Annotated in this window: 32 protein-coding genes; 23 read left to right on the top strand and 9 right to left on the bottom strand. The window is 66.5% G+C overall.

Features of this window, described 5'->3' with window-relative positions; translation table 11 throughout:
- The first annotated feature begins 10 nt into the window (after positions 1-10).
- From NMLP_RS08285 to rpsB, 4 genes are read left to right on the top strand one after another with little or no spacing between them, the layout of a single operon-like run.
- Positions 11-205, top strand: a complete 195-nt coding sequence (locus NMLP_RS08285) for a DNA-directed RNA polymerase subunit N (RefSeq protein WP_015409667.1) — start codon at positions 11-13, stop codon at positions 203-205.
- Entirely contained in the window at positions 202-375 is a 174-nt protein-coding gene (locus NMLP_RS08280) for a DNA-directed RNA polymerase subunit K (protein WP_015409666.1), read from the top strand. The genes NMLP_RS08285 and NMLP_RS08280 overlap by 4 nt, the downstream gene beginning before the upstream one ends.
- Positions 372-1,568, top strand: coding sequence for a phosphopyruvate hydratase (gene eno, locus NMLP_RS08275; protein ID WP_015409665.1), 1,197 nt, complete (start codon positions 372-374; stop codon positions 1,566-1,568). Before NMLP_RS08280 ends, eno begins: the two co-directional genes overlap by 4 nt.
- Entirely contained in the window at positions 1,565-2,371 is an 807-nt protein-coding gene (gene rpsB, locus NMLP_RS08270) for a 30S ribosomal protein S2 (RefSeq protein ID WP_015409664.1), read from the top strand. The genes eno and rpsB overlap by 4 nt, the downstream gene beginning before the upstream one ends.
- Positions 2,372-2,407: 36 nt before the next feature.
- On the opposite strand, the gene NMLP_RS08265 is transcribed toward rpsB, so the two are convergent.
- Positions 2,408-3,058, bottom strand: a complete 651-nt coding sequence (locus tag NMLP_RS08265; RefSeq protein WP_015409663.1) for an NUDIX domain-containing protein — start codon at positions 3,056-3,058, stop codon at positions 2,408-2,410.
- A 187-nt stretch (positions 3,059-3,245) separates the two neighbouring features.
- Between NMLP_RS08265 and NMLP_RS08260 the strand changes: the two genes are divergently transcribed.
- The 7 genes from NMLP_RS08260 to NMLP_RS08230 all read left to right on the top strand — a co-directional run bounded on the left by NMLP_RS08260 (position 3,246) and on the right by NMLP_RS08230 (position 10,847).
- Positions 3,246-3,959, top strand: a complete 714-nt coding sequence (locus NMLP_RS08260; protein ID WP_015409662.1) for a nitrous oxide reductase accessory protein NosL — start codon at positions 3,246-3,248, stop codon at positions 3,957-3,959.
- A gap of 173 nt (positions 3,960-4,132) precedes the next feature.
- Positions 4,133-5,122 carry a mevalonate kinase gene (gene mvk / locus NMLP_RS08255; RefSeq protein ID WP_015409661.1) on the top strand — a complete coding sequence of 330 codons (990 nt, stop codon included), beginning with the start codon at positions 4,133-4,135 and terminating at the stop codon, positions 5,120-5,122.
- Complete coding sequence (locus tag NMLP_RS08250) at positions 5,119-5,898, top strand: isopentenyl phosphate kinase (protein ID WP_015409660.1); 780 nt, start codon at positions 5,119-5,121, stop codon at positions 5,896-5,898. The genes mvk and NMLP_RS08250 overlap by 4 nt, the downstream gene beginning before the upstream one ends.
- Before the next feature lie 267 nt (positions 5,899-6,165).
- The gene (locus tag NMLP_RS08245) at positions 6,166-7,506 is read left to right on the top strand and encodes a ribonuclease J (RefSeq protein ID WP_015409659.1); all 1,341 of its coding nucleotides are present in this window, start codon (positions 6,166-6,168) and stop codon (positions 7,504-7,506) included.
- A complete protein-coding gene (idsA3, locus tag NMLP_RS08240) occupies positions 7,503-8,528 on the top strand; it encodes a geranylfarnesyl diphosphate synthase (RefSeq protein WP_015409658.1) in 1,026 nt (341 codons plus the stop codon). The genes NMLP_RS08245 and idsA3 overlap by 4 nt, the downstream gene beginning before the upstream one ends.
- Before the next feature lie 207 nt (positions 8,529-8,735).
- Positions 8,736-10,451 carry a glutamate--tRNA ligase gene (locus NMLP_RS08235; protein ID WP_015409657.1) on the top strand — a complete coding sequence of 572 codons (1,716 nt, stop codon included), beginning with the start codon at positions 8,736-8,738 and terminating at the stop codon, positions 10,449-10,451.
- Positions 10,452-10,517: 66 nt separating this feature from the next.
- Positions 10,518-10,847 carry a 4Fe-4S dicluster domain-containing protein gene (locus tag NMLP_RS08230; RefSeq protein WP_015409656.1) on the top strand — a complete coding sequence of 110 codons (330 nt, stop codon included), beginning with the start codon at positions 10,518-10,520 and terminating at the stop codon, positions 10,845-10,847.
- Position 10,848: 1 nt separating this feature from the next.
- On the opposite strand, the gene tmcA is transcribed toward NMLP_RS08230, so the two are convergent.
- Positions 10,849-13,191 (bottom strand): tRNA(Met) cytidine acetyltransferase TmcA, encoded by a 2,343-nt coding sequence (gene tmcA / locus NMLP_RS08225; protein WP_338042109.1) that lies wholly within the window; start codon positions 13,189-13,191, stop codon positions 10,849-10,851.
- 18 nt (positions 13,192-13,209) lie between these two features.
- Here tmcA and NMLP_RS08220 point away from each other — a divergent pair, with 18 nt between their 5' ends.
- The 10 genes from NMLP_RS08220 to NMLP_RS08175 all read left to right on the top strand — a co-directional run bounded on the left by NMLP_RS08220 (position 13,210) and on the right by NMLP_RS08175 (position 18,827).
- The gene (locus NMLP_RS08220) at positions 13,210-13,392 is read left to right on the top strand and encodes an HVO_2753 family zinc finger protein (RefSeq protein ID WP_015409654.1); all 183 of its coding nucleotides are present in this window, start codon (positions 13,210-13,212) and stop codon (positions 13,390-13,392) included.
- Between the two features lie 2 nt (positions 13,393-13,394).
- Positions 13,395-13,661, top strand: coding sequence for an elongation factor 1-beta (locus NMLP_RS08215; RefSeq protein WP_015409653.1), 267 nt, complete (start codon positions 13,395-13,397; stop codon positions 13,659-13,661).
- A 97-nt stretch (positions 13,662-13,758) separates the two neighbouring features.
- Complete coding sequence (locus NMLP_RS08210) at positions 13,759-14,052, top strand: 50S ribosomal protein L21e (protein ID WP_015409652.1); 294 nt, start codon at positions 13,759-13,761, stop codon at positions 14,050-14,052.
- Entirely contained in the window at positions 14,049-14,405 is a 357-nt protein-coding gene (locus NMLP_RS08205; RefSeq protein ID WP_015409651.1) for an RNA polymerase Rpb4 family protein, read from the top strand. The genes NMLP_RS08210 and NMLP_RS08205 overlap by 4 nt, the downstream gene beginning before the upstream one ends.
- A 112-nt stretch (positions 14,406-14,517) precedes the next feature.
- Positions 14,518-15,090: a DUF655 domain-containing protein gene (locus tag NMLP_RS08200; RefSeq protein ID WP_015409650.1), complete on the top strand. Its 573-nt coding sequence runs from the start codon at positions 14,518-14,520 to the stop codon at positions 15,088-15,090.
- Between the two features lie 67 nt (positions 15,091-15,157).
- The gene (locus NMLP_RS08195; RefSeq protein WP_015409649.1) at positions 15,158-15,979 is read left to right on the top strand and encodes a 16S ribosomal RNA methyltransferase A; all 822 of its coding nucleotides are present in this window, start codon (positions 15,158-15,160) and stop codon (positions 15,977-15,979) included.
- Positions 15,980-15,987: 8 nt separating this feature from the next.
- Positions 15,988-16,167, top strand: a complete 180-nt coding sequence (locus NMLP_RS08190; RefSeq protein ID WP_152024121.1) for a hypothetical protein — start codon at positions 15,988-15,990, stop codon at positions 16,165-16,167.
- Positions 16,164-16,739 (top strand): HemK2/MTQ2 family protein methyltransferase, encoded by a 576-nt coding sequence (locus tag NMLP_RS08185; protein ID WP_015409647.1) that lies wholly within the window; start codon positions 16,164-16,166, stop codon positions 16,737-16,739. Before NMLP_RS08190 ends, NMLP_RS08185 begins: the two co-directional genes overlap by 4 nt.
- A gap of 40 nt (positions 16,740-16,779) precedes the next feature.
- A complete protein-coding gene (locus NMLP_RS08180; RefSeq protein WP_015409646.1) occupies positions 16,780-17,760 on the top strand; it encodes a 5-methyltetrahydropteroyltriglutamate--homocysteine S-methyltransferase (methionine synthase II) in 981 nt (326 codons plus the stop codon).
- The gene (locus NMLP_RS08175; RefSeq protein ID WP_015409645.1) at positions 17,757-18,827 is read left to right on the top strand and encodes a methionine synthase; all 1,071 of its coding nucleotides are present in this window, start codon (positions 17,757-17,759) and stop codon (positions 18,825-18,827) included. Before NMLP_RS08180 ends, NMLP_RS08175 begins: the two co-directional genes overlap by 4 nt.
- Before the next feature lie 154 nt (positions 18,828-18,981).
- Here the strand turns inward: NMLP_RS08175 and ndk are convergent, their stop codons facing one another.
- From ndk to rpl7ae, 4 genes are read right to left on the bottom strand one after another with little or no spacing between them, the layout of a single operon-like run.
- A complete protein-coding gene (ndk, locus tag NMLP_RS08170) occupies positions 18,982-19,443 on the bottom strand; it encodes a nucleoside-diphosphate kinase (RefSeq protein ID WP_015409644.1) in 462 nt (153 codons plus the stop codon).
- A complete protein-coding gene (locus NMLP_RS08165) occupies positions 19,444-19,815 on the bottom strand; it encodes a 50S ribosomal protein L24e (RefSeq protein WP_015409643.1) in 372 nt (123 codons plus the stop codon).
- Entirely contained in the window at positions 19,815-20,039 is a 225-nt protein-coding gene (locus tag NMLP_RS08160; RefSeq protein ID WP_015409642.1) for a 30S ribosomal protein S28e, read from the bottom strand. Before NMLP_RS08160 ends, NMLP_RS08165 begins: the two co-directional genes overlap by 1 nt.
- A gap of 10 nt (positions 20,040-20,049) precedes the next feature.
- Positions 20,050-20,412, bottom strand: coding sequence for a 50S ribosomal protein L7Ae (gene rpl7ae, locus NMLP_RS08155; RefSeq protein WP_015409641.1), 363 nt, complete (start codon positions 20,410-20,412; stop codon positions 20,050-20,052).
- Positions 20,413-20,754: 342 nt separating this feature from the next.
- Between rpl7ae and dpsA the strand changes: the two genes are divergently transcribed.
- Complete coding sequence (gene dpsA, locus NMLP_RS08150) at positions 20,755-21,300, top strand: DNA starvation/stationary phase protection protein DpsA (protein ID WP_015409640.1); 546 nt, start codon at positions 20,755-20,757, stop codon at positions 21,298-21,300.
- 72 nt (positions 21,301-21,372) lie between these two features.
- Here the strand turns inward: dpsA and NMLP_RS15610 are convergent, their stop codons facing one another.
- Entirely contained in the window at positions 21,373-21,510 is a 138-nt protein-coding gene (locus tag NMLP_RS15610; protein ID WP_015409639.1) for a hypothetical protein, read from the bottom strand.
- A 115-nt stretch (positions 21,511-21,625) separates the two neighbouring features.
- On the opposite strand from NMLP_RS15610, the gene NMLP_RS08145 reads away from it, so the two are divergent.
- On the top strand, positions 21,626-22,351 hold the full coding sequence (locus tag NMLP_RS08145; RefSeq protein WP_015409638.1) for a DUF7547 family protein: 726 nt from the start codon (positions 21,626-21,628) through the stop codon (positions 22,349-22,351).
- A gap of 4 nt (positions 22,352-22,355) precedes the next feature.
- On the opposite strand, the gene NMLP_RS08140 is transcribed toward NMLP_RS08145, so the two are convergent.
- Positions 22,356-22,718, bottom strand: coding sequence for an OB-fold domain-containing protein (locus tag NMLP_RS08140; protein WP_015409637.1), 363 nt, complete (start codon positions 22,716-22,718; stop codon positions 22,356-22,358).
- Positions 22,715-23,869: a thiolase family protein gene (locus NMLP_RS08135; RefSeq protein ID WP_015409636.1), complete on the bottom strand. Its 1,155-nt coding sequence runs from the start codon at positions 23,867-23,869 to the stop codon at positions 22,715-22,717. The genes NMLP_RS08140 and NMLP_RS08135 overlap by 4 nt, the downstream gene beginning before the upstream one ends.
- Positions 23,870-23,947: the final 78 nt, after the last annotated feature.

The following is a 23,947-nucleotide window of genomic DNA, read 5'->3' as shown; positions in this document are numbered from 1 at the left end:
TGATGAAGGTATGATGGTACCGGTACGGTGTTTCACGTGCGGTAGCGTCGTCGGCGAGCACTGGGAGGAGTTCAAAGAGCGCGCCCGCGAGGGCGACGAGGACCCCGCCGAGGTGCTCGACGAACTCGGCGTCGAGCGGGCGTGCTGTCGGCGGATGCTCGTCTCGCACAAGGACCTCGTCGACATCGTCTCACCCTACCAATGAGGGGGACGAACCGATACGAGAAGGCACGCATCCTGGGGGCCCGAGCCCTGCAGGTGTCCTACGGCGCGCCGGTACTCATCGACACCGACCAGACCGAGCCGATCCTCGTCGCGGCCGAGGAGTACGATGCGAACGCGCTCCCCTTTACCGTCAGGCGGGGGGAGCAATGACGCTCATCACCGAGGTCCGGCTTCGACGGATCCTCGACAGTCGGGGCAACCCGACCGTCGAGGCCGAGATCCGGACGGAAAGTGGCGGCTTCGGCCGGGGGGCGGCGCCCTCGGGTGCCTCGACCGGCGAGTACGAGGCCATCGAGCGGCCCGCCGAGGAGGCGATCGCGAAAGCCCGAGAGGTCGCGGTGCCGCGCCTCGAGGGACAGATCTACGCCGGCGACCAACGCGGCGTCGACGGCGCGCTTCGAGGGGCCGACGGCACCGACGACTTCTCCGAGATCGGCGCCAACAGCGCCGTCGCGATCTCGATGGCGGCCGCGAAGGCCGCCGCCGACGTCCTCGGCGCACCGCTGTATCAACACCTCGGCGGTGCCTTCCGTGGACGGGACTTTCCGACCCCGCTCGGCAACGTCATCGGCGGCGGCGAACACGCCGCCGACGCGACCCACATCCAGGAGTTCCTTGCGGCACCCGTCGGTGCGCCCTCGGTGTCCGATGCGGTGTTCGCGAACGCTCAGGTCCACGCCGAGGTCGGCGAGATCCTCGCTGATCGAGGGATACCGGCCGCCAAGGGCGACGAAGGGGCGTGGGCCCCGTCGATCGACGACGGCGGAGCGTTCGAAATTATGGACGAGGCGACGTCGTCGGTCGCCGACGACCTCGGCTTCGAGATCGGATTCGGACTCGACGTGGCCGGTGCGGAGCTCTACGAGGACGGCGCCTACCACTACGGGGACGACACTCGAAGCCCGGACGAACAACTCGACTACATCGCCGGGCTGATAGCCGACTACGACCTCGTCTACGTCGAGGACCCGCTCGACGAGGACGACTACGACGGCTTCGCCGAACTGACCGAGCGAGCCGACGATCGGACGCTCGTCTGTGGCGACGATCTGTTCGTGACCAACACGGAGCGGCTAGAGCGCGGCATCGAGTCGGGGGCGGCAAACAGCATCCTGATCAAGCCGAATCAGATCGGGACGCTGACCGACGCCTTCGACGCGATCGAGCTGGCGCTCCGGAACGGATACGACCCGGTCGTCTCTCACCGGAGCGGCGAAACGGAGGACACGACGATTGCACACCTCGCCGTCGCGGTCGACGCCCCCTTCATCAAGACGGGGACAGTCGGTGGCGAGCGAACCGCAAAGCTGAACGAACTCATTAGAATCGAGGCAAACGCATGAGCGACAACGAAGAGGGAGTCGACGCCACCGAAATCGACGAGGAACTCGACGAGCTCGAAGACGAGCTCGAAGGGGAACTCGACGAGGCCGAGGCCGACCCCACGACGGACGAACCACCCGCCGACACCGCCGCGGAGGCGGACGAGTCGGCCGAATCCGACCCCGAGGCAGACGACGCCGACGGGGAACCGGTCCTCGACGAGGACGTCATGCCCGACGACGAGGCCGACCTTCTCATTCCGGTCGAGGACTACCTCGCGGCCGGCGTCCACATCGGGACCCAACAGAAGACGAAGTCGATGAACCGGTTCATCCACCGGGTCCGAACCGACGGGCTGTACGTCCTGGACGTCTCCCGGACCGACAGCCGTATCCGGACGGCCGCGTCGTTCCTCTCGAACTACAACCCCGAGCAGATCCTGGTCGCCTCCTCGCGGCAGTACGGCCGGTTCCCGGCCGAGAAGTTCGCCGATGCGGTCGGCGCGCGCGCCCGAACCGGGCGGTTCATCCCGGGCACGCTGACGAACCCGGACTACGACGGCTACATCGAACCCGACGTCGTCGTCGTCACCGACCCGATCGGCGACTCCCAGGCCGTCAAGGAGGCCATCACCGTCGGCATCCCGGTCATCGCGATGTGTGACTCGAACAACACGACGTCGAACGTCGACCTGGTGATCCCGACGAACAACAAGGGACGAAAGGCTCTGAGCGTCGTCTACTGGCTGCTCGCCAACGAGACGCTGGATCGCCGCGGCGCGGAGCCGGCGTACGCGCTCGAGGACTTCGAGACGGAACCGTAGCGGGATCGCTTCTTCGGGGGCGGTGCGACGCCCGGTTTATATATGTTGTTCGCCTCGCCCACCGAGCGGAAGCTCCGAAAGCTGGTCGTAAGCCAGTCGCTCGGGCAGTTCCTCGGCCCACCGGAGCGCTACGGGCGTCCCGTCGGGTGTCACGGACGGTCCCCCGGTGGCCGCGGGGTCGTCTCCCGGCGTTCGGACGCCGTCCGCCTCCGGGTTCGGCTCCGAACCGGTCGTCTCCGTCGCCGTGGCGTCCGCGTCCGGAACCGGTGCGCCGCCGGCGATCGAGCCCCTGAACGCGACGTACGGGTTCGGAACCGGCGGTCGATCGGTCGGATCGTCGAGGTAGACGAGTTGCACCCCTGCAAGCCCCTCGATCGCGGCCTCGGTTCCGGCCGTCTCCCGGACGCCGCGTTTCGCACAGTCGGTGTAGGACTCGCCGGGGCGCCGCCCCGCGCCGGGTTCGATCCAGCCGTCGGCGCGCTCGTATCTGGCCAACAACACCGCCCCGTCCCGCACGATCAACACTCCGGCACCGCCGACGACGCCGAACGACTCGAACGAATCGACGACCGCGTCGCGCTCTGCCGGGCCGCACTCGACGCGCCGGCGAACGAGGTCGACCTCGCCGTACGCCGCGGCGAAGTCCGAGACGAGCGCGCTGACGTGGCGGCGCAGTTCGATCGACACAGCTGACCTGTGAGCGCCAGCGGCTTGTGCGTTTCCGTCGTACCGTCGCGTGACACGGGATATAGAGACACTGAACGACGGGGCCGGGGCGACGCCCGGATCTCCCCGGCCGCAACGACGACTCGGCCGTGGTTCGTTGTACGAACGCACCAGACTACCTTTTTGAAGTGGCTTCGTAGCCATACTCATGTCAGACATGGATCACACAGTGTCGACACGACGCGACGTGCTCGCCGCGACGGGTGCCGGGCTCCTCGTCGGCGTGGCGGGGTGTACCGGCAACGGCGACGCCCCGGCGGACAGCGGCGGTGACGGGACGGAAAACGGGTCCGGTGAGGAAGAAGACGGAGAAACCGACGGCGGAGGCGACGAGACGGGGGACGCGAACGCCGAGGCCGACCTGGGCGAACCGGTCGCGTTCCCGGAGGACGTCTCCTGTCCCGTCTGTAACATGATACCGGCGGAGTACCCGGAGTGGAACGCACAGCTCGTCCACACGAACGGGGATCGGGCGTTCTTCGACACGTCCGGCTGTCTGGCGGCGTACACCGCCTACACCGACCGGTTCGACGGTCCCGATTCCGACCTCGAGGCCGCGTGGGTTACCGGCTTCGAGACCGGCGACCGCCTGCGTGCGTCCGACGCGTTCTTCGTCCGCGTGACCGACCCCGACCACGTCGACGACGTCATGATGCGGAACCCGACGCCGTTCGCCGACCGGGGCGACGCCGAGGCGTTCGTCGAGGAGTTCGACGCGTACGGCGACGGAGACATCATCACGTTCGAGGAGTTCGATCGGGACCTGGCGATGTTTTATAGAGAACGGTTCATCGAGGGCGACGACGGGGCGGACGGCGATATGGACATGGACGGTGGCGATACGAACACGGACGACAGGTGAACGCAGCGGACGCGATCTAGGCCCGTCTCCGGACTGCTCCGCGTTCTGGCGTGCGACCGGGACGCGAGGCGTCTCGTCGACGCCGTGAACCGCTTTCGGGCCGAACCGAGCGAAACGACCGATCCCGGACGCGTTCGGGTACTCTTTTTGTTCGGCCCCCACGAGCCATCGGTATGACCACGTCGAGCGCCCCGGGCAAAGTGTATCTCTTCGGCGAACACGCCGTCGTCTACGGCGAACCGGCCGTTCCGTGTGCCATCGAGCGCCGAGCACGGGTCACAGTCGAGCGGCGCGAGGACGAACGGCTCCGGGTGCGGGCGAACGATCTGACCCTCGATGGGTTTACTGTCACTTGGGGGGGAGAGACCGACACCAGGCCGGACGTCGACGTCCCGGCGCCGCTGGTGGAGGCGGCGACCGGATACATCGACGGGGCGATAGCGCAGGCGCTCGATGCGGCCGGGGAACCGGCGGCCGGGTTCGACGTGACCGTCGAAAGCGACATCCCGCTGGGGGCGGGGCTCGGCTCCTCGGCGGCCGTCGTCGTCGCCGGGATCGACGCCGCGACGCGCGAACTCGGCGCCGAGTTGTCGTCAGAGGAACTCGCCGACCGGGCGTATCAGGTCGAGTACGACGTCCAGGACGGCCAGGCCTCGCGGGCGGACACGTTCTGCTCGGCGATGGGCGGGGCGGTCCGCGTACAGGGCGAGGACTGTCGGCGGCTCGGAGAGGTCCCGACGCTGCCCTTCGTGGTCGGGTACGACGGCAACACCGGCGACACCGGTGAACTCGTGGCCGGCGTCCGGGAACTGAAACACACCTACGGCTTCGCGGCCGACGCGGTCGAGTCGATCGGCGACCTCGTCAGGGCGGGCGAGGCGGCGTTGCGCGACGGCGACGTCGAGGAGCTCGGTCGGCTGATGGACTTCAACCACGGGCTTTTGTCCGCGCTCGGCGTCTCCGCGCGCTCGCTCGATACGATGGTGTGGGCGGCCAGGGAGGCCGACGCCCTCGGCGCGAAGCTCACCGGCGCGGGCGGTGGCGGCTGTATCGTCGCTCTGGATCGGACCGAACAGACCCACACGGCTCTGGAGTACACGCCGGGCTGTACGGACGCGTTCCGCGCCGAACTCGACACCGAGGGGGTTCGGGTCGAGCGATGACGCCGGAGCAAGACGCGCCGGACCGGTCCGAAGCAGGTCTGGAGACAACGACCGTGTTGAAACTCGGCGGGAGCGTCGTCACACAAAAGGGCACGCCGGAGACGATCGACGCGGGGGCGCTCGAACGGGCGGCCGAAGCCGTGGCGACGATCCCCGGCCGCGTCGTCGTCGTCCACGGTGGCGGGAGCTTTGGCCACCACTACGCGGCCGAGCACGGCGTTTCGAGCGCGGAGGGGACACACGACGACGGTGCAATCCGCTCGATTCACGGGGCGATGAAGCGGCTCAACGAAGCTGTGGTCGGGGCACTGGTCGAGGCCGGGGTGTCCGCCCTTCCCGTCCATCCGCTCTCGGCGGCGACCCGGGCCGCCGACGGGACGCTTCGGCTCGAAACCACTCCGGCGGCGGCGATGCTCGAAGAGCGATTCGTCCCGGTGTTACACGGGGACACGATCGTCCACGCGGACGCGGGGGCGACGATCGTCTCCGGCGACGAACTCGTCGTTGCGCTCTCTCGCGCGCTCGACGCCGACCGCGTTGGGGTCTGCTCGTCGGTTCCGGGCGTCTACGACGCCGACGGGGACGTCATCGAGCGGATCGGCTCCTTCGACGACGTCGCCGACGCGGTTGGCGCGAGCGACTCGACCGACGTCACCGGGGGGATGGCCGGCAAGGTCCGCGAACTGCTGTCGCTCGACGCGTCGGCGTACGTCTTCGATCTGGACGGGCTAGAGGCGTTCGCCGGCGGCGGCGACCCCGGGACCGAAATAGAGTGACCGTGTCGGTCAACCCACTAGTTTTTAAACCCCGAGTTCGAACCTCCTGATAACCGAGCGACGGTCGCCCCGGATCCGGGCGGGCGGCCGGCAGTTGCGGGCGGGAGACGGCTGACGGGGCCACGCGATCGGGTCGTCCGATCGAACGCCTCGCCGGTTCCGACCGTCGGCGCACCGATCCGTCGGTGTCGCGTCCGTCACAGACGGCCGTGTATATGGCCGGCCGCCCAGCCGTCGGGTCGACGATCGTCCTCTCGGAGGCAAATCATGGAAGTCGAAATCGCAACTATCGGCGGCTACGAGGAAGTAGGGAGACAGATGACGGCGGTCCGCGCCGGCGACAACGTCGTGATCTTCGATATGGGGCTGAACCTCTCGAAGGTTCTCATCCACGACAACGTCGAGACCGAACGGATGCACAGCCTGGATCTAATCGACATGGGCGCGATCCCGGACGACCGCGTCATGTCCGACATCGAGGGAGACGTACAGGCCATCGTGCCGACCCACGGCCACCTCGATCACATCGGGGCGATCTCGAAGTTGGCACATCGGTACGACGCGCCGATCGTGGCGACGCCGTTCACCATCGAGTTGGTCAAACAGGAGATCCAAAGCGAGGAGAAATTCGGCGTCCAAAACGACCTCATCAAGATGGACCCCGGCGAGTCGATGGACATCGGCGAGGACTGCGAGTTGGAACTCGTCAACGTGACTCACTCCATCATCGACGCGATCAACCCGGTCTTGCACACGCCGGAGGGGGCCGTCGTCTACGGCCTCGACAAGCGGATGGACCACAGCCCTGTCATCGGCGATCCCATCGACATGGAGCGCTTCCGCGAGATCGGTCGCGAGGGCGTGCTCTGTTATATCGAGGACTGCACGAACGCCGGCAAGAAGGGCAAGACGCCTTCGGAGTCCGTTGCGCGCGAACAGCTGAAAGACGTTATGTACTCCTTGGAGGACTACGACGGCGGCATCGTTGCGACCACGTTCTCGAGCCACATCGCCCGCGTCAAGTCCCTCGTCGAGTTCGCCGACGACATCGGTCGTCAACCCGTCCTCTTGGGCCGCTCGATGGAGAAGTACTCCGGGACGGCCGAACGGCTCGACTTCATCGACTTCCCGAACGATCTGGGGATGTACGGCCACCGCAAATCCGTCGACCGGACGTTCAAACGGATCATGAACGAGGGCAAAGAAAACTACCTCCCGGTCGTCACCGGCCACCAGGGCGAACCGCGGGCGATGCTGACGAGAATGGCCCGCGGTGAGACGCCGTACGAACTCGACGACGGCGACAAGGTCATCTTTTCGGCCCGGGTGATCCCCGAACCGACCAACGAGGGCCAACGCTATCAGGCCGAGACGCTCCTCGGGATGCAGGGTGCGCGTATCTACGACGATATCCACGTCTCCGGGCACCTCCAAACCGAGGGCCACTACCAGATGCTCGACGCGCTCCAGCCGGAGAACATCGTTCCGGCCCACCAGGACATGAAAGGCTTCTCGCCGTACGTCGATCTGGCCCGCGGCCAGGGCTACAACGTCGGTGACGACCTCCACATCACCCAGAACGGCAACATCATCCAGCTTACGGAATGACGAACCCAGAACGCGTCGAATCGGCTATCGTCGACCGGCGTGCGATCGTCAACGATGCGATCGCCGAACAGCTGCCGGTCAAAAAGCCGGAGCGGCTCTATGAGGCCTCGCGGTACCTGCTCGACGCGGGCGGTAAACGCCTCCGCCCGGCGGTGTTGTTGCTCGTGGCGGAATCGATCTCGGGGACGGACGCACCCGCGACGGGCTACCGGGATTTCCCGACGCCGAACGGCGAGCGCGTCGACGTCCTCTCCGCCGCCGTCTCGATCGAGGTCATCCAGTCGTTCACGCTGATCCACGACGACATCATGGACGACGACGACCTCAGACGGGGCGTGCCGGCTGTCCACCGCGAGTACGACCTCGAAACCGCGATCCTGGCCGGTGACACGCTCTATTCGAAGGCGTTCGAGTATATGCTCGAGACTGGTGCCCCGGCGGACAGGAGCGTGGACGCGCTCAACGAGCTAGCGACGACCTGTACGGAGATCTGTGAAGGGCAAGCTCTCGACGTCGACTTCGAGAGCCGCAGCGACGTGACGACCGAGGAGTACCTACAGATGATCGAGTACAAGACTGCGGTCCTGTACGGGGCCGCCGCGTCGATCCCGGCCATCCTGCTCGGGTGCGACTCGGAGACGATCGAGGCGCTACACGGGTATGGCCTCGACGTCGGGCGGGCATTCCAGATTCAAGACGACCTGTTGGACCTGACGACGCCCAGCGAGGAGCTCGGCAAACAGCGCGGCTCCGATCTGGTCGAGGGCAAGCGGACCGCGGTCACGCTACACGCCCGGAACAACGGTATCGACGTCGAGGAGCTGGTCCCTGCCGACCCGAGTGACGCCGAAATCGAGGTGGCCCTCGAACGGCTCCGGGACGCGGGGAGCATCGACTTCGCCCGGGAGATGGCGATGGACCTCATCGAGCGCGGCAAGGACCGACTCGAGGTGCTGCCGGAGAACGAGTCGCGTGAACTCCTCGCGGGCATCGCCGACTACCTCGTCGAGCGGACCTACTGACCCGTCTCCGTCAGCCGGTGCTTTCCCGAATGTTTATGTGCGATAGCAGGGGCAGCGTTCTCCGTGAACTGACTTCGAGCCGACAGCCGGTCGAGGCGCTCGCGCGGATCACCGCTGTCGGATCTCCCCCTAGATCCGCCTGCTTGCCCCCCAACGGATCGCGAGAAACCCGCGATGTTTTGGTGGTTCCCCCAGTAGTCGCGGCCGATGGAACGAGAGCTTCGTGAACGTGTAGAGCGTGCGGCCGAAACCGCCGCGCTGTTCAACGCGCTCAAACACGACAGCGACGCGCAGGTCGGTGCGATCATGGGGCCGATGATGGGCGAAAACCCCGATTTCAGGCCCCACGGGGACGAGATTCTGGGTGTCATCGCCCCCGTCATCGAGGCGGTCAACGAACGCTCGACGTCGGAACAACGAGATCGGCTCGAAGAACTCGCCCCGGAGCGGCTCGAGGAACTGGCAGCCGAGGAACACGAGGACAACCAGCGGCTCCCGGACCTCCCGAACGCCGACTCCTACGGGGAGATCAGGATGCGGCTGGCGCCGAACCCGAACGGCCCCTGGCACCTCGGAAGCGCCCGGATGCCGGCGGTAATCGGTACGTACAAACACCTGTACGATGGCTGGATGCTGTGTCGGTTCGACGATACGGATCCGGAGACGAAACGGCCCGATCTCGATGCCTACGACGAGATCCTCTCCTCGATCGAGTATTTGGGGTTCGAGCCCGACGACGTCGTCAAAGCCTCCGACCGCGTCGAGACGTACTACGAACACGCCCGGCGACTGATCGACGAAGGAGGTGCCTACACCTGTAGCTGCGACGGGGCGTCCTTCTCGGCGCTGAAAAACGACGGGGAAGCCTGCCCCCATCGGGACAAAGACCGCCAAACGACGCACGCGGAGTTCGAGGCGATGGTCGACGGCGAGTACGACGCCGGCGAGATGGTGCTTCGCGTCCGGACCGACATCGAACACAAAAACCCCGCGTTGCGCGATTGGGTCGCGTTCCGGATGGTCGACACGCCGCACCCGCGGCCGGAAGCCGAGTCCTATCGCTGTTGGCCGATGCTGGACTTCCAGTCGGGGATCGACGACCACGAGTTCGGGATTACCCACATCGTTCGCGGCATCGACCTCCAGGATTCGGCGAAGCGACAGGAGTTCGTCTACGACTACTTCGGGTGGGAGTACCCCGAAGTGCTCCACTGGGGCCACGTCCAACTCGACGCCTACGACGTAGAGCTGTCGACGTCGACAATCAAGGAGCTCGTCGCAGAGGGCAGCCTCGACGGGTGGGACGACCCGCGCGCGCCAACGGTCGCGAGCCTCCGACGCCGCGGGGTCCGCGGCGAGGCGATCGTCGAGGCGATGGTCGGACTCGGGACGTCGACCTCGAACGTCGATCTCGCGATGTCCTCGATCTACGCCGAGAACCGCGACCTGATCGACGACGACGCCGATCGGCTCTTTTTCGTCCGCGACGGGATCGAGACACCCATCGACGGTGCCCCAGAGACCGCCGAACCACCCGTCCATCCGGACCACGCGGACCGCGGGCGCAGACACATCCCGGTCGGCGGCGCGGTTCGGATCGAACCCGACGATGTCCCCGATGCGGGCGAAACGGTGTGGCTGAAGGGGCTCGGGCCGGTCCGGTACGACGGCGACACCTTCGAGGTCACCGACGACGACATCGCCATCGTCCGTGAGGGCGACGTAAACGTGATCCACTGGGTGCCGGCCGACGGGAGCATCCCGCTTCGACTCCGGACGATGAACGGCGACGAGATCGGACGCGCCGAACCCGGTATCGGGGCGTACGACCCCGACGACGTGGTCCAGTTCGAGCGGATCGGCTTCGCCCGGATCGACCGCCACGACGGCGAGGAGTCAGTCGCGTACTTCGCCCACCCGTAATCGGACGGATAAATCGCTTCCGATCACTCAAGATTTAACTTCGGGGAACCCACCGTATCGGTAGGAATGGCGATCGACCCGAACTTCGAGGAGACGCACGAAAACGAGGGGACGGAACACGGTGTCGATGTCTGGGGGCCGACGGAGCCCCCGGAGCAACTCGGCGTCCGCGGCACACACGTCGCCGTCGACTTCGACATCTGTGTCGCGGACGGTGCCTGCCTCGAGGACTGTCCCGTCGACGTCTTCGAATGGGTCGAAACCCCCGAACACCCCGAAAGCGAGCGGAAAGCGAACCCGACAAACGAGGCTCAGTGTATCGACTGTATGCTGTGTGTCGATGTCTGCCCCGTCGACGCGGTCGACGTCGACCCCGGACGCGAGAACCGTCTCTAGTTCAACCGCTCCGGTAGCGATCGGTCTCTCTGCGAGCGATGTCGCCGCCGTATCGGTCGACAATCGGCCGATACGCGTCGCCGAACGCCCGCATACACGCACGTCGTGAGACGTGCCCCAGCCGTTCGGCTGTCTCCCCCCATCCCCTGTTTTGGAGCCCCCGGACGACGAGCAACCGCTCCGCGTCGGGGTCCTCAAGCCCCCCCTCGAGCAGCGTCTTCAACGCGAGCGTCCGGAACGGGCCGGGCGCCGTATCGTAGAGACCGGGGCCGTCGGCCGCGCTCGCGACCAGACGCCACTCGAACTCGTCCAACTCGAGCGGCACGTCTGCGTCGGCGGAAGCCAGCGCCGCCCGGACGACGTCCGGATCGAGACCGTCGAGCGCGCCCGCCAGGACGTCCGCGATTCGTCGGCCGAACCACGCCGAATGTCGATCGGCGAGGTCGCGTCCGGCGGCCGAGAGCGGCCGGAGCATCACCGCCGAGTGCTCGCCGCTGGCGTCGTTTCGCGTCGTCGAGAGGTGGACCGTCCGGTAGCCGTTCGCCGACCAGAACCGAAGCAGCGCCGGCGTCGCACCATAACTGACGCCGAGGTAGTCGACGCTGGGAGAGGCGTTCGGCGATCTTCCCGCCCCGAACTCCGCTTGGAGTTCCGCGAGGAGTCGCGAGCCGAACCCGGAGGAGCGGACGGCGTGGTGTGTCACGATCCGGACGACCCGGAGACCGACCGGGGCCGCAGCTTCCGGGTCGCGCAGCTGACTCGTCAGCAGATCCGGGATCAGGTTCCCGCCGATCCGGTCGCCCTCGTATGCGACCCGCCGCGTCTCCGCATCGAGGCCACCCTCCCGCGATAGGAGTGCGGCTGAAACGGGGTGGCCGTCGACCGTGAGGGCACGGATCGAGGCGTCCGGCGCGTCCAACAGCCGCGCGAGGTCGTCGGGCTGGGTCCGGTAGTGCGCACGGACTAACAGTCCGAACAGCTCACGCAACAGCGACTCGTTCGCCGCGAGGCGGTCGCGGTCGATCCGCTCGTAGGTCACGTCCGACGCGGTCGCCCCCTCGAAGAGACCGCCCGGGGGTGGGGTCGAATCGAGCAACAACGCATGGAACAGCCACACTTCGATGGGGTCCGCGGGAGCGTACCGAATCGGCTCCGAGAGGTGACACGCCGTCACGTCGTGTGACGCCTCGAGCGACTCGCGGAACCGAATATCGAAGCCGCGACCCGATCCCTCGTAGCCGCGAACCGTCGTCGCAAAGCAGGCGCTCGGGGCGGCAGAGAGGAGTTCCCGGAGCACCCGAACGGGGATCGCGGCCGCTTCGTCGACGAACAGCACATCCGCGGACGACGTCGCTGCGTCGGCGGGCGGGCGAAACCGTACCTCGCCGTCGTCGGTCCGGAGGAACGGCCGGGTGTCGCCCCCCCTGCCGTCCTCGAAGGAGCCGTCCATCGACGCCAGCGCCTCGGCGGCGCGCTCGAAGAGTTCGGCCGCGTTCCGGTAGCTCGGTGCGGTCACGAGGACGCTCGCCCCGGAGCGCGCGAACGCGGCCGCGGCGAGCCCCGCCGCGCTCGATTTCCCGCGTCCCCGATCGGCGTCGAGCACGACGGCCGTCTCCGCCTCGGACAGTCGCTCGCAAGCGTACACCGCGTCGCGTTGGTCTACGCTGCGGCAGGCCTCGTACACCGCCTCCGGGAATCGGTGGGACGTCGGGGGGCGAATCGGGGGCGTCGCCCCGCGGGGCCGGACCTCCGACCCGTCGTGTTTCGTTCGCCTCCCGGCGTCGACGTCGGCGATCGAGACGCCGCGGTGCGTGCGGAGGGTTTCGATCAGGTGGCGTCTGAACCGGGTGCCGACGTCACCGAGTAAAAACGGCGGCGCTGCGAGCGTTTCGTCGAAGCGTCCGTGGCTGCCTGCCCACGATGACAGCGGCGGCGTCAACACCACGAGCAGACCGCCCCCGTCGACGGCCCCGGTCGCCTGCCCGAGCACGTTTGGGCGGCACGTGTCGTGACAATCGAGGACGAGACAGCCGTAGGTGGTCCCGAGAAGCGTCTCCGTCCGGTCGGTGGCGATCCGTTCGCCGACGACGTCGCGCTCGGAGACCGTCGCGACGGCCCGATCCGTGCTGACCGCTCCCGCGGCCTTCCTCGCGCCCTCGTAACAGGCCCCACGGTCCCCGGCCAACACCAACAGCCGTCGCTCGTTCGTGGCCGCGGCCGCGGCGAGGAGTTCGCGGGCCGTCTCACGAACCGTATTCATGCCGGAGGGGACGCACCCGATCCGGAAGACGCCACCGATCGATCGGATCGACGGGCGCGCCGCTTGATAAGCGTTAAATGCCACGCCGCCGGACGGAATGGTATGAGTAGTAAAAGCGAGGATCGCAGGGAGCACACCTGTATCTCCTGTGGGATCAACATCTCCGGGACGGACGCGGCGAAGTTCGACTGCCCGGAGTGTGGGACGCTGATCTACCGCTGTTCGACGTGTCGCAAGCAGAGCAACCTCTATGAGTGCCCCGACTGTGGGTTCACGGGGCCGTAACGATGGGGAAAGTCGCCGCCAAAATGAAGGTCATGCCGCAGAGCCCCGAGGTCGACCTCGACGACCTCCAGGAACGACTCGAGAACACCCTCCCGGAGGGCGCGAAAATCAGCCGCGTCGACCGCGAGGACGTCGCGTTCGGCCTGATCGCGCTGTTCCCGACCGTCGTCATCCCGGACGAGGCGGGCGGAACGGACACCGTCGAGGAGGCGTTCTCCGGTGTCGACGGCGTCGAGAGCGTCGGCGTCGACGAAGTCGGCCGAATCTGAGCTACCTCTTTTCGGGGTTTTGACGCCCGAGAACGCGCCTCGTGGCGTCTCCGGAACGCACGTTTTATGTGTCGGAACTGTGTAGGCCGCTACAACTATGCCCAGTTCGAACGGTCCACGACAAGCGACGCGCAACAAGCTGAAAAACGACGCCCGCGACCGCGGGGCATCGCCGCCCCAGCGCTCCGTCGAGGAGTTCGACGACGGCGAGAAAGTACATCTCAAACTCGACCCCTCCGTCCCGAACGGACAGTTCCACCCCCGATTCAACGGCCGCACCGGTACGGTCGCGGGCAAACAGGGTCGCGCGTTCAAAGTCGAAATCGAGGACGGCAGCGTGACGAAGACGCTCATCGCTGCGCCGGCTCACCTCCGGCGACAGCAGGCATGACGCTATTCAAGCAGGTTATCGACGAGACGTATCTCACGACCCCCGAAGCGAAAGAGCTTCTGGCGGACGTCGAGACCGAGCGCGCGCTCGACGAGGACCGCGAGATGCGGTATGAACTCGCGCGGGCCATCGAGCACGTGAATCGCTTCTCTGCGCTTGAGGCGGAGGAGTCCCGCGAGTTGGTCGAGGAACTGCTCGAACTCGAGAAGGTCGACGAAGCGAGCGCTTACAAGATCGTCGACCTGCTGCCGGAAGACCGCGACGAACTCCGGACCGTCTTCGCACAGGGCCGCTACACCCTCTCGGGCGAGGAACTCGACGAGGTGCTCGACGTCGTCGTCAAGTACGTCTGAGGGGGAGCCCCGACGGACGCCAGTGACGTCCGCCCACGGGCGCGGCCGCTCCGACGGCCTATCGCGCTCCGTCTGCCCGTAGTTTAAATATCGTCTCTTCGTACCCGAGAATATGAGCGACGACGGAGACAGCGCCGGAGAACGAACCGCGGTCGTGTTGGACTTCCTCCCGAGGGGGCGACCCGACGACGACCGGCCCCAATACGAGCGCTCGCCGGTCGCGCTCGCGCTTGGCGAGACGGATTTCAGTCTCGTCGAGGCCGCGCTGACCGATGACGCGGGCGTCAACATCGGCGACCAAATCGAGATCGATCCGCCGGGCGGGAACGTCAAACAGCTCCGTCGGGCCGAGTACAGCGACCTCACGAGCACTGCGGAGTCCGAACTGGAGTATGCGATCGATCAGATACTCGACGCCGACGAGGACCGATTCGTCGAATTCTACAACGACGCCCAGCCGATCACGACCCGGCTACACGTGTTGAACCTCCTGCCGGGCATCGGAAAGAAGCTCAGAAACAACGTCCTCGACGCGCGAAAGAGAAAGCCCTTCGAGAGCTACGAGGACATCGAAGAGCGGGTGGCGGGACTCTACGAGCCGAAGGACGTCCTCGCCGAGCGGATCCTCGAGGAACTGCGAGAAGAGGACCTCAAATACCGCATCTTCGCCCGTCGCGAGGAGTAGCGCCCAGAGACCGGGGGCGCAGAACGGAAAACGCGAGTAATATACGGAACCGGGCGTTAGCACGGGTATGCGCGACCCCGACGCGCTCATCGCCCGTGCGGGCCTGCGAGGCGACCCCGAGCGCGATCAACACTTTCTCGTCGACGACCGGGTGCTCGATCGACTGCCCGGCTACCTCCCCGACGGTGCCGACACGAGCCACGTCGTGGAGATCGGCGGCGGAACCGGAGGACTCACCGACCGGCTGCTCTCGGTCGCCGACCGCGTCACGGTCGTCGAGCGAGATCCCGACCTCGCCGCGTTCCTGCGGGAGGAGTTCGCGGCCGAGATCGCTGGTGGGACGTTGACCGTCGTGGCGGGCGACGCCCTCGAAGTCGATCTTCCGGCGTTCACCGCCTCGGTCTCGAATCTTCCCTACGGCGTCTCCTCGGAGATCGCGTTCCGGCTCCTGCCGGCGGGGCGGCCGCTGGTGTTGATGTTCCAGGCGGAGTTCGCCGAGCGGATGGCCGCGGCACCGGGGAGCAGCGAGTACGGCCGGCTGTCGGTTACGGCGGGCCATTACGCCGACATCGAGGTCGTCGAGGCGGTGCCGAAGGAGGCGTTCTCGCCGCCGCCGGCCGTCGAAAGCTCGGTCGTTCGGGCGACGCCGCGGGTCCCCGAGTACGATGTGCCGGACGACGAGTCGTTCATGGCGTTGGTCCGTGCGGTGTTCACCCAACGCCGGAAGACGATGCGTAACGCGATCCGGAACACCACCCACATCTCGGGGATCGACGACCCGGAGGCGCTGATCGAAGCGGCTGGCGGGGAACTGATGGGCAAGCGAGCCGGAAACGTGCCTCCGGGCGAGTTCGCCCGGCTGGCCCGGCTGGCGGCCGAGCAGGGGTGACGGGTCCGATGCTGACGTACCGGCTCGGCCGCCGACCGAAGACGTATTATAACTCCGATGCAGTCGAGAACGACCTTGCCGACGGATCGGGGAGAGCGGACCGGGACAACGCCGATGGCCTTGCCGACGGCACCGGGGTGTCGGTCACCGATCCGCCGACGGACGGGGACGGGGACGCCGCCGAATGAAACTCGCAGAGCAACGCGGGATGGCGACGGTGTATGAACCGGCCGAGGACTCCCGGCTTCTCGCGACAGCGGCGATCGACCGGATCGACGGCGGGCGGGTCCTCGAGGTGGGCGTCGGATCGGGATACGTCGCCGATCGGATCGCGGCGGAGACGCCCGCCGACGTCGTGGGATGCGATATCAACCCCGAGGCGTGCCGGCGAACCCGGTCGGCGGGCATCGAAGCCGTCCGGTCGGATCTGACACACGCCTTCCTCGCGGATAGCTTCGACGCGGTAGTGTTTAACCCGCCGTACCTCCCCACGCCGCCCGAAGAGGAGTGGGACGATCCCCTCGAATACGCCCTCTCCGGCGGCGAGGACGGTCGACGGGTGATCCGTCCGTTCCTCTCCGATCTCGGCCGCGTTCTCCGTCCGTCGGGGCGGGCTTACCTCCTCGTCTCCACACTGACCGACGTCGACGCGGTCGTCGAACTCGCCGACGAGGCGGGGCTGGGGGCGGAGGCGGTCGACGAGGCGTCGTTCCCGTTCGAGCGTCTCGTCGTCCTTGAAATTACTCATGCGAATAGATGAGTAGGAAATATTAAACACCGTCATCTCGTATCCGCGCACAATGAGTGACGTGATCGCGACGACACCCGGACTGTACCCGCTGCCCGACTGGGCAAAAGAGGATCTCGCCGACCTCAAGGGGCATCAAAAAGACGACCTCATCTCCGGCGATGAGGGCGGGGAGATCGCCGAGGCGTACGCCCGCGCCCGCGAGGAGACGGTCGACAGACAGCGGGAGGCGGGTCTCGATCGGGTCGTCGAGGGGCAACTCCGGTGGGACGATATGCTCGCCCATCCGCTCTGTGTCCACGACGATGTCGAGACGCGAGGGATCGTCCGCTACTACGACAACAACAATTTCTATCGGGAGCCGGTGGTCCGCGGTGAGTTGACTCCCGGCGGCGACGTGGCCGCCGAACTGGAAGCCGCCTCCGAGGCGACCCAGGCCGTCCTCCCCGGACCGTACTCGCTTTCGGACCTCGCGACCGACGAGCACTACGGCGACGACGCGTCGTTTCTCGACGCCGTCGCCGAGTTCCTCGCCGCCGAGGCGGCCGAGTTCCCGCCCGTCGAGACGCTGTTTTTGCTCGAACCGTCGCTTGTCACCGACGCACCCGACGACGGCGAGGACGAACGCGCCAGCGCGGCCATCGACACCGTCGCCGCCGCCGTCGACGCCGACGTCGTGGTCCACACCTACTGGGGGTCGATTCCCGAGAAGCCCTACGCGCACCTGATGGACGCCGACGTCGACGCGATCGGGTTCGACTTCGTCTCCGACCACGAGGGCAGCGTCTACAACATCCAGGAGTACGGCACGAAAGACGACATCGCCTTGGGCGTCGTCGACGGACAGAACACACTCGTCGAGGCACCCGAGGACATCGCCGAACGGATCGAGTGGGTCGACTCGCAACTGCCGAACGAGGCGTTCGGGACGATCTATGCGAGTTCGAACACCGAGTTGTTCTACCTGCCGACGAACAGGGCGGAGGCGAAACTGGATGCGCTCGCCGCCGCGCCCGCGGAGGTGTCCCGATGAGTTCCGACCGCGTCGACACCCGCGAGCAGTTCCGCCCCGCCGACCACCCGAGCGAGCACTTCCTGCTCACGACCGTCGTCGGCTCCTACCCCAAGCCGACGTGGCTCAACCGCGCGAAGGACCTCGCCGAGGACGACGACCGAGGATTCGACGACGACGCCTTGGCGGAGGCGATGGACGACGCCGCCCGTCTCATCACGGAGGAGCACGTCCGCGCCGGGCTTGACGCCGTCGTCGACGGCGAGATGCGCCGAAACGAGATGGTCGAGTACTTCGCCGACCGCATCGAGGGCTACGAGTTCAACGGCCCGGTCAAGGTGTGGGGACACAACTACTTCGACAAGCCCTCGGTGGCCGACGAGGTCGCCTACACCGAGCCGTGGCTCGTCGACGAGTTCGAGTTCACGACCGGCGTCGCGGATCGCCCGGTGAAAGTGCCGATCACCGGCCCGTACACCCTCGCGTCGTGGTCGTTCAACGAAGCCTACGACAGCGAAGCGGAACTGGCCTACGAACTCGCCGACCTGGTCAACGAGGAAATCGAGGCCCTCGTCGAGGCGGGCGCACGCTACGTCCAGATCGACGAACCGGCCCTTGCGACCACACCCGACGACCACGCCATCGTCGGCGAGTGTCTCGAACACATCGCCGACGGTGTCCCAGAAGACGTCCGACTCGGATTGCACGTCTGCTATGGCGACTACTCGCGGATCTACCCCGAGATCCTCGAGATGCCGGTCCACGAGTACGACCTCGAACTCGCCAACGGCGACTACGAGCAACTCGACGTGTTCAAACAGCCCGAGTTCACGAAGGACCTCGCGCTGGGCGTCGTCGACGTCCACACCACGGAAGTCGAGTCGGTCGAGGAAATCAAAGAGAACATACTGAAAGGCCTCGAGATCGTCCCGCCGGAACGGCTCACCGTCTCGCCCGACTGTGGCGTGAAACTGCTCCCCCGCGAGGTCGCCTACGAGAAGACGGCGAACATGGTGACCGCGGCCCGCGAGGTCGAGGCGGAACTCGACGCCGGCGAAATCACGGTCGGCCACGCCGGCCAGCAGTAACGAGGCGGCCCCCGGCGACCCGCCTGCCGCGTTCGCTCGTCGCGGTAGCGCACACACGGTTGTATTTCGTCGAAACTCGTTGCTCGTTGCTCCACCGAAAGCCATTGCTCGACGGGCGGCCCGCGTCACATAAAAAAGCGGCGCAGAAGACGGTCTACTCGTACAGCCAGGTCTCGTCGATCCGGTCGTAGTCGTGGAGGTCCTCGTCCTCGAAGAACAGATCGATCTCGCGCTCGGCCGAGCCCGTCTCGGTGTCCGAGCCGTGGATGACGTTGCGTCCCAGATCGAGTCCGAAGTCGCCGCGGATCGTGCCCGGCGCGGACTCGGCGGGGTCGGTCTCGCCCATCATCGTCCGGACCTGTGCGATCGCGTCTTGGCCCTCCCAGACCATCGCAAAGACCGGTCCCGAAGTGATAAAGCCCGAGAGGTCCTCGAAGAACGGCTTCTCGACGTGTTCGGCGTAGTGCTCGCGGGCGAGTTCGTCGTCGATCCGCATGAACCTGCCGGCGACGAGCTTCAGCCCGCGCTCCTCGAACCGCGAGACGATGTCGCCGATCAGACCTCGTTGGACGCCGTCGGGCTTGACCATCACGAAGGTGCGCTCGACGTCGGCCATCTACGCGTCGACCTCCTCGTCGGTCTCGGCATCGTCGGCCGTCTCGGCGTCGGTCTCGGCATCAGCGTCGGCGTCGACGGGCGCGTCGGTAGCTTCCTCGGCATCGGTCTCGGCATCAGCGTCGGCATCGACGGGCGCGTCGGTGGCTTCCTCGGCGTCGGTCTCGACATCAGCGTCCTCGACGTCGGCGTCCGCCGCCTCGTCCTCGTTGCCGATCCACTCGAGGTCTCTGGCCTCCCGGCCCATCCGGTAGTTCTTCTCGCACTTCGCGTCCGCGAACCAAAGCACCGTGCCGTCGTTCTTGACGTACATCGTCCCGGTGCCGGGTTCGATCTCCTGGCCGCTGTAGTCGCAGGTGCGTTTCTGAACCATTATTGTCCTCCGATGGAGTCGGCCTCGCGGGCCGTCTCGCGAAGCTGTAACACGTCGCCGACACGGACCGGCCCGAGGACGTTCCGGGCGATGATCCGCCCTTGATTTTCGCCCTCCTTGATCCGGCATTTGACCTGCATAGCTTCGCCGTGCATGCCGGTCTTGCCGACCACCTCGATTACTTCGGCGGGGGTCGCGCCGTCCCCTTCGTTTTCAGCACTCATACTCACTCACCTACCGGAGTTCCTCGACCTTCTCGGCGATCGATTCGACGTCGTTGCTCGCCTCGCCGGCATCGACGATGGCGGCGGCGGCGCTGCCGACCTGTAGCCCGGCGGCGTGGCCGATGTCGTCCTGCGTGCCGACGAAGACGTGCGGGACGTCCTTTTCTGTGGCTATTTCCGGCAGATGCATGACGACTTCCTCGGGGCTGACGTCCTCGGCGACGAAGACGAGCTCGGCGTTGCCACGCTCGACGGCCTTCGTCGTCTCGTTGGTTCCCTTCTTTACTGAGCCGGTGTCCCGGGCGACCTCGAGCGCCTCGATGGCGTCGTCCTCGAGGTCCGCGGGAACGTCGAAATCTACGTATACTGACATTATTGGATCCTCCCACGCGTGGGCTCGCGCTCCCCCGCCGTCGAACGCGAACGGACCGTCGTCGGCCGACGTCCGCCGGTTCTTCACACCGGGTCGGTGCATGTTGAGTCCTGTCTGGCTAGGAGCATCACAACCCCGCGTAGGCTGTACACCACCGTACTGCGTCACCGCATAAAAGCGCTTATGAACGGTTCCGGCCGTGCGAACGGCCCGCAGACGCCAGTGACTGCGTTTCGCCGCCCCCGGAGGGAATCACTGAATGAGAATATTATTTTTTGAATAGAAAAATCTAATTTCATTAGTGAAAACATTTAAGTAGTGGGCAGTCCAATACAGTAGTGTATGAGTACTCAAGAGACCGTACGCCGTCAGGCCGGAAGCGTCGAGGAGACCGCACTGAAGCTCGATTCCGAAAAAGCCGAACAGATCGTCGACGCGTTGAACACCGACCTCGCGGCGACGTACGTCCTGTACCATCAGGTCAAAAAGCACCACTGGAACGTCGAAGGCGCGGAGTTCCTCGGCGTCCACGAGTACCTCGGCGAAATCACCGACGACCTAGAGGAGAGCGCGGACGAACTCGCCGAGCGCGCTCAGGCCATCGGCGGCGTCCCGCTCTCTGGCGGGTCGACCTACGAGGAGCACGCCCCCATCGAGCCCGAGGGTGAGGACGTCTACGGCGTCCGGACCTCCATCGAGAACGACATGGAGGCCTTCGGCGTCATCATCGAGTCGCTGCGGGACCACATCGGACTTGCGAACGAACTCGGCGACTACGCGACGGAGGAACTCCTCCGGGAGACCCTCGAGACGGCCGAGGAACACGCCCACCACCTCGAACACTACCTCGAAGACGACACGTTGGTCCTCGAGTCGGCGACGAACTGACGACGGATAACTGGCGGCTCAGAGCCGTATCCGAACGCGGTCGGAACTCTCCGCCGTTCGGGCCGGTAGGCGTCAGCGTTGCACGTCGACGGTGAGATCGGTCGCGATCCATCCGTCGCTGTTGTCCGGTTCGGTGAACACCGACCGATCCGGCGACGTCGCATGAACCCGAAGCCTGATCTGCTCGTCCGTGTCGGCGGTGACTGGCATTACCCTCCCCTCAGCATCGACCGATATAAAGTGTTTTGGTGCACCTAAAAATTCGCCGGCTCGATCGGCCATCGACGCACCGTAGTGTTTTGGCCCTTGCCGCCACAGTTCCCGTATGGACGACCGCGAACGCGGACTGACAGAGGCGACGGCCGAACTCTCCGAGACCCTCGAGTCGCTCCGGGCAGAGCTCGAATCGGCGCCCGAGGGACCCCGTGGGTTTCCCCGCCCGCCGGGTCCCGGCGAACTCCTCCGGTTTACTGAACAGTACACCATCCCGGCGACTATCGCGCTGTTGGAAGCCGCGATTCGGTCGCTGGAGCTGTTGGCTGCGGCGCTTCGGGTCGCCGATGGCCGACCGATTGAGGCGGCGTCGGGGCAGTCCGAAACGCCAGCGGGGGACCGGCTCGCGGCGACGAGTCGCGAGACCCTCCGCCGACTCGATGGCGCGCTCGCCGAACTCCAGTCGGCTGCCCGCGGGGATCCCTCGAACCCCGAAATGCGGCGGCTACTCGAAGAGGCACGGGGTCTCAGGGCGGAGGTCGACGACCGTCTCTCGGAGGCGATCGAAGGGGATGTCTCACGGTCCGAACGCGACCGTACCGCACAAACCGAGGGCGAAAAGCCGGGGACGCAGCCCGACCGGGGAGCCGAACCGGACCGGTCCTCCCGGGCCGAACGGGACGACCGAACGGAGCGCGACGACGCGGTCGCTATCGACGTCGACGAGGAACTGCAATCGATCAAGCGGACCGTCGAGGACGGTTCGGGGGGCGTCGAGAGCGAGGCCCCCGACCAGTCCGACGCCGACGGGGACCACTCGCCGGACGGGGACCGGTAATCGGCTACCCGACGGGCTCGAACCGGTAGCCGTCCCACGACTGGCTTGCCGCCTCGCGGATGCCGGCTTCGGGGTCGCGCAGCTCCTCGCAGTACACTGGGCGGACCTCGTCGCCGATGGACACCTCGCCCGTAGTGAGCTGACAGAGCGCCCTGACGGCCTGCCCGTCGACGTCGAACTCGACGATCGCGAGGTGATTCGGCTCGCGAACCCCCGGCGGCGTCGTCTGGGAGGTCGTCCAGGTGACCACCACCGCGGTGTAGTCGCTCAGGTCGACCGTCCCGACCGGCTCGTCGCCGTTCGGGCCTCGGGGATGTCCGGGGTACGTGATGGACCCGTCCTCGTAGCGGTGGGCCTCCATCGTCATCGTGCGGCCTCCATGACGGTAGTGGTCACACAGTTCCCGAACCCGCCGACGTTGCAGGCCAGGCCGACGTCCGCCTCGACTTGTCTGTCGCCCGCGTCCCCGACGAGCTGGCTGTAGATTTCGTACCCCTGGGCGACTCCAGACGCGCCGAGGGGGTGTCCTTTTGATTTCAGCCCCCCGGAGGTGTTGACCGGGAACTCGCCGTCGATTTCGGTCGTTCCCCGTTCGACCTCGCGCCAGGCTTCGCCCTCGGGTGCGAAGCCGAGCCCCTCCATCTGGAGGAACTCGAGGATCGTGAACATGTCGTGGAGTTCGGCCACGTCGACGTCGCCGGGCCCTACGTCCGCCATCTCGTAGGCCTCTCGGCCGGATTCGACGACGCCGCCCATCGTCGTCGGATCAACGCGTTCGTGAACGACGTGGGTGTCGCTCGCGCCACCGACACCGGAGACGACGGCGTACTCGTCGGTGTACTCCCTGGCGACCCGTTCGGGGCAGAACAAAAGCGCCGCCGACCCGTCGGTTATCGGGCAGAAGTCGTACAGCCGGAGCGGGTCGGCGACCATCGGTGCCTCCATCGCGGTCTCGACGTCGATCTCCTTTTGGAACTGCGCGTGGGGGTTTCGGACGCCGTTCGCGTGGTTTTTCACCGCGACCTTCGCGAGGCTCTCCCGGGGCGCGTCGAAGCGATCGAGGTAGAGCCGCGCCGTAAGCCCCGCGAACGAGGGCAGCGTCACGCCCTGCTTGTACTCGACGGGGTGGGTCAAGGAGGCGATCACGTCGGTCGCCTCGCCGGTCGTCCGGTGGGCCATTTTTTCGCCGCCGACCAGAAGCGTCATTTCGGAGGCCCCGCTGGCGACGGACTGCCAGGCGGCGTAGATTCCCGCTCCGCCAGAGGCGGAGGTCTGATCGACGCGTTGGGTGTAAGCCGGTACCGCAGCGAGGTCGTGGGCCAGCGCGTTCGGCACGCCGGTCTGTCCCTCGAACTCGCCGCTGGCCATGTTCGACACGTAGAGGTGCTCTACCGCCTCGGGTGAGACGCCGGCGTCGTCGAGACACGCTGTTCCCGCTTCGGCGAGTAACTCCCGGACCCACGCCTCCCGCCGGCCGAACTCGGTCATCGAGGCGCCGATGACGGCTACGTCTGACATGGCTACGCACTCGCCGGGGACCGGCGTAAACGTTCGGTCTTGGCGGGTGGAATCGAACGAAAGGGTTTTTGGCCCACC

The sequence above is a fragment of the Natronomonas moolapensis 8.8.11 genome (assembly GCF_000591055.1).
GTDB lineage: Archaea > Halobacteriota > Halobacteria > Halobacteriales > Haloarculaceae > Natronomonas > Natronomonas moolapensis.
This window is presented reverse-complemented; position numbering and strand designations above follow the sequence as displayed.

Bases quoted from the DNA above. Each gene is read 5' to 3' on its own strand.
- NMLP_RS08285 (WP_015409667.1), top strand. From the start codon at position 11: ATGATGGTACCGGTACGGTGTTTCACGTGCGGTAGCGTCGTCGGCGAG.
- NMLP_RS08280 (WP_015409666.1), top strand. From the start codon at position 202: ATGAGGGGGACGAACCGATACGAGAAGGCACGCATCCTGGGGGCCCGA.
- eno (WP_015409665.1), top strand. From the start codon at position 372: ATGACGCTCATCACCGAGGTCCGGCTTCGACGGATCCTCGACAGTCGG.
- rpsB (WP_015409664.1), top strand. From the start codon at position 1,565: ATGAGCGACAACGAAGAGGGAGTCGACGCCACCGAAATCGACGAGGAA.
- NMLP_RS08260 (WP_015409662.1), top strand. From the start codon at position 3,246: ATGTCAGACATGGATCACACAGTGTCGACACGACGCGACGTGCTCGCC.
- mvk (WP_015409661.1), top strand. From the start codon at position 4,133: ATGACCACGTCGAGCGCCCCGGGCAAAGTGTATCTCTTCGGCGAACAC.
- NMLP_RS08250 (WP_015409660.1), top strand. From the start codon at position 5,119: ATGACGCCGGAGCAAGACGCGCCGGACCGGTCCGAAGCAGGTCTGGAG.
- NMLP_RS08245 (WP_015409659.1), top strand. From the start codon at position 6,166: ATGGAAGTCGAAATCGCAACTATCGGCGGCTACGAGGAAGTAGGGAGA.
- idsA3 (WP_015409658.1), top strand. From the start codon at position 7,503: ATGACGAACCCAGAACGCGTCGAATCGGCTATCGTCGACCGGCGTGCG.
- NMLP_RS08235 (WP_015409657.1), top strand. From the start codon at position 8,736: ATGGAACGAGAGCTTCGTGAACGTGTAGAGCGTGCGGCCGAAACCGCC.
- NMLP_RS08230 (WP_015409656.1), top strand. From the start codon at position 10,518: ATGGCGATCGACCCGAACTTCGAGGAGACGCACGAAAACGAGGGGACG.
- NMLP_RS08220 (WP_015409654.1), top strand. From the start codon at position 13,210: ATGAGTAGTAAAAGCGAGGATCGCAGGGAGCACACCTGTATCTCCTGT.
- NMLP_RS08215 (WP_015409653.1), top strand. From the start codon at position 13,395: ATGGGGAAAGTCGCCGCCAAAATGAAGGTCATGCCGCAGAGCCCCGAG.
- NMLP_RS08210 (WP_015409652.1), top strand. From the start codon at position 13,759: ATGCCCAGTTCGAACGGTCCACGACAAGCGACGCGCAACAAGCTGAAA.
- NMLP_RS08205 (WP_015409651.1), top strand. From the start codon at position 14,049: ATGACGCTATTCAAGCAGGTTATCGACGAGACGTATCTCACGACCCCC.
- NMLP_RS08200 (WP_015409650.1), top strand. From the start codon at position 14,518: ATGAGCGACGACGGAGACAGCGCCGGAGAACGAACCGCGGTCGTGTTG.
- NMLP_RS08195 (WP_015409649.1), top strand. From the start codon at position 15,158: ATGCGCGACCCCGACGCGCTCATCGCCCGTGCGGGCCTGCGAGGCGAC.
- NMLP_RS08190 (WP_152024121.1), top strand. From the start codon at position 15,988: ATGCTGACGTACCGGCTCGGCCGCCGACCGAAGACGTATTATAACTCC.
- NMLP_RS08185 (WP_015409647.1), top strand. From the start codon at position 16,164: ATGAAACTCGCAGAGCAACGCGGGATGGCGACGGTGTATGAACCGGCC.
- NMLP_RS08180 (WP_015409646.1), top strand. From the start codon at position 16,780: ATGAGTGACGTGATCGCGACGACACCCGGACTGTACCCGCTGCCCGAC.
- NMLP_RS08175 (WP_015409645.1), top strand. From the start codon at position 17,757: ATGAGTTCCGACCGCGTCGACACCCGCGAGCAGTTCCGCCCCGCCGAC.
- ndk (WP_015409644.1), bottom strand. From the start codon at position 19,443: ATGGCCGACGTCGAGCGCACCTTCGTGATGGTCAAGCCCGACGGCGTC.
- NMLP_RS08165 (WP_015409643.1), bottom strand. From the start codon at position 19,815: ATGGTTCAGAAACGCACCTGCGACTACAGCGGCCAGGAGATCGAACCC.
- NMLP_RS08160 (WP_015409642.1), bottom strand. From the start codon at position 20,039: ATGAGTGCTGAAAACGAAGGGGACGGCGCGACCCCCGCCGAAGTAATC.
- rpl7ae (WP_015409641.1), bottom strand. From the start codon at position 20,412: ATGTCAGTATACGTAGATTTCGACGTTCCCGCGGACCTCGAGGACGAC.
- dpsA (WP_015409640.1), top strand. From the start codon at position 20,755: ATGAGTACTCAAGAGACCGTACGCCGTCAGGCCGGAAGCGTCGAGGAG.
- NMLP_RS15610 (WP_015409639.1), bottom strand. From the start codon at position 21,510: ATGCCAGTCACCGCCGACACGGACGAGCAGATCAGGCTTCGGGTTCAT.
- NMLP_RS08145 (WP_015409638.1), top strand. From the start codon at position 21,626: ATGGACGACCGCGAACGCGGACTGACAGAGGCGACGGCCGAACTCTCC.
- NMLP_RS08140 (WP_015409637.1), bottom strand. From the start codon at position 22,718: ATGACGATGGAGGCCCACCGCTACGAGGACGGGTCCATCACGTACCCC.
- NMLP_RS08135 (WP_015409636.1), bottom strand. From the start codon at position 23,869: ATGTCAGACGTAGCCGTCATCGGCGCCTCGATGACCGAGTTCGGCCGG.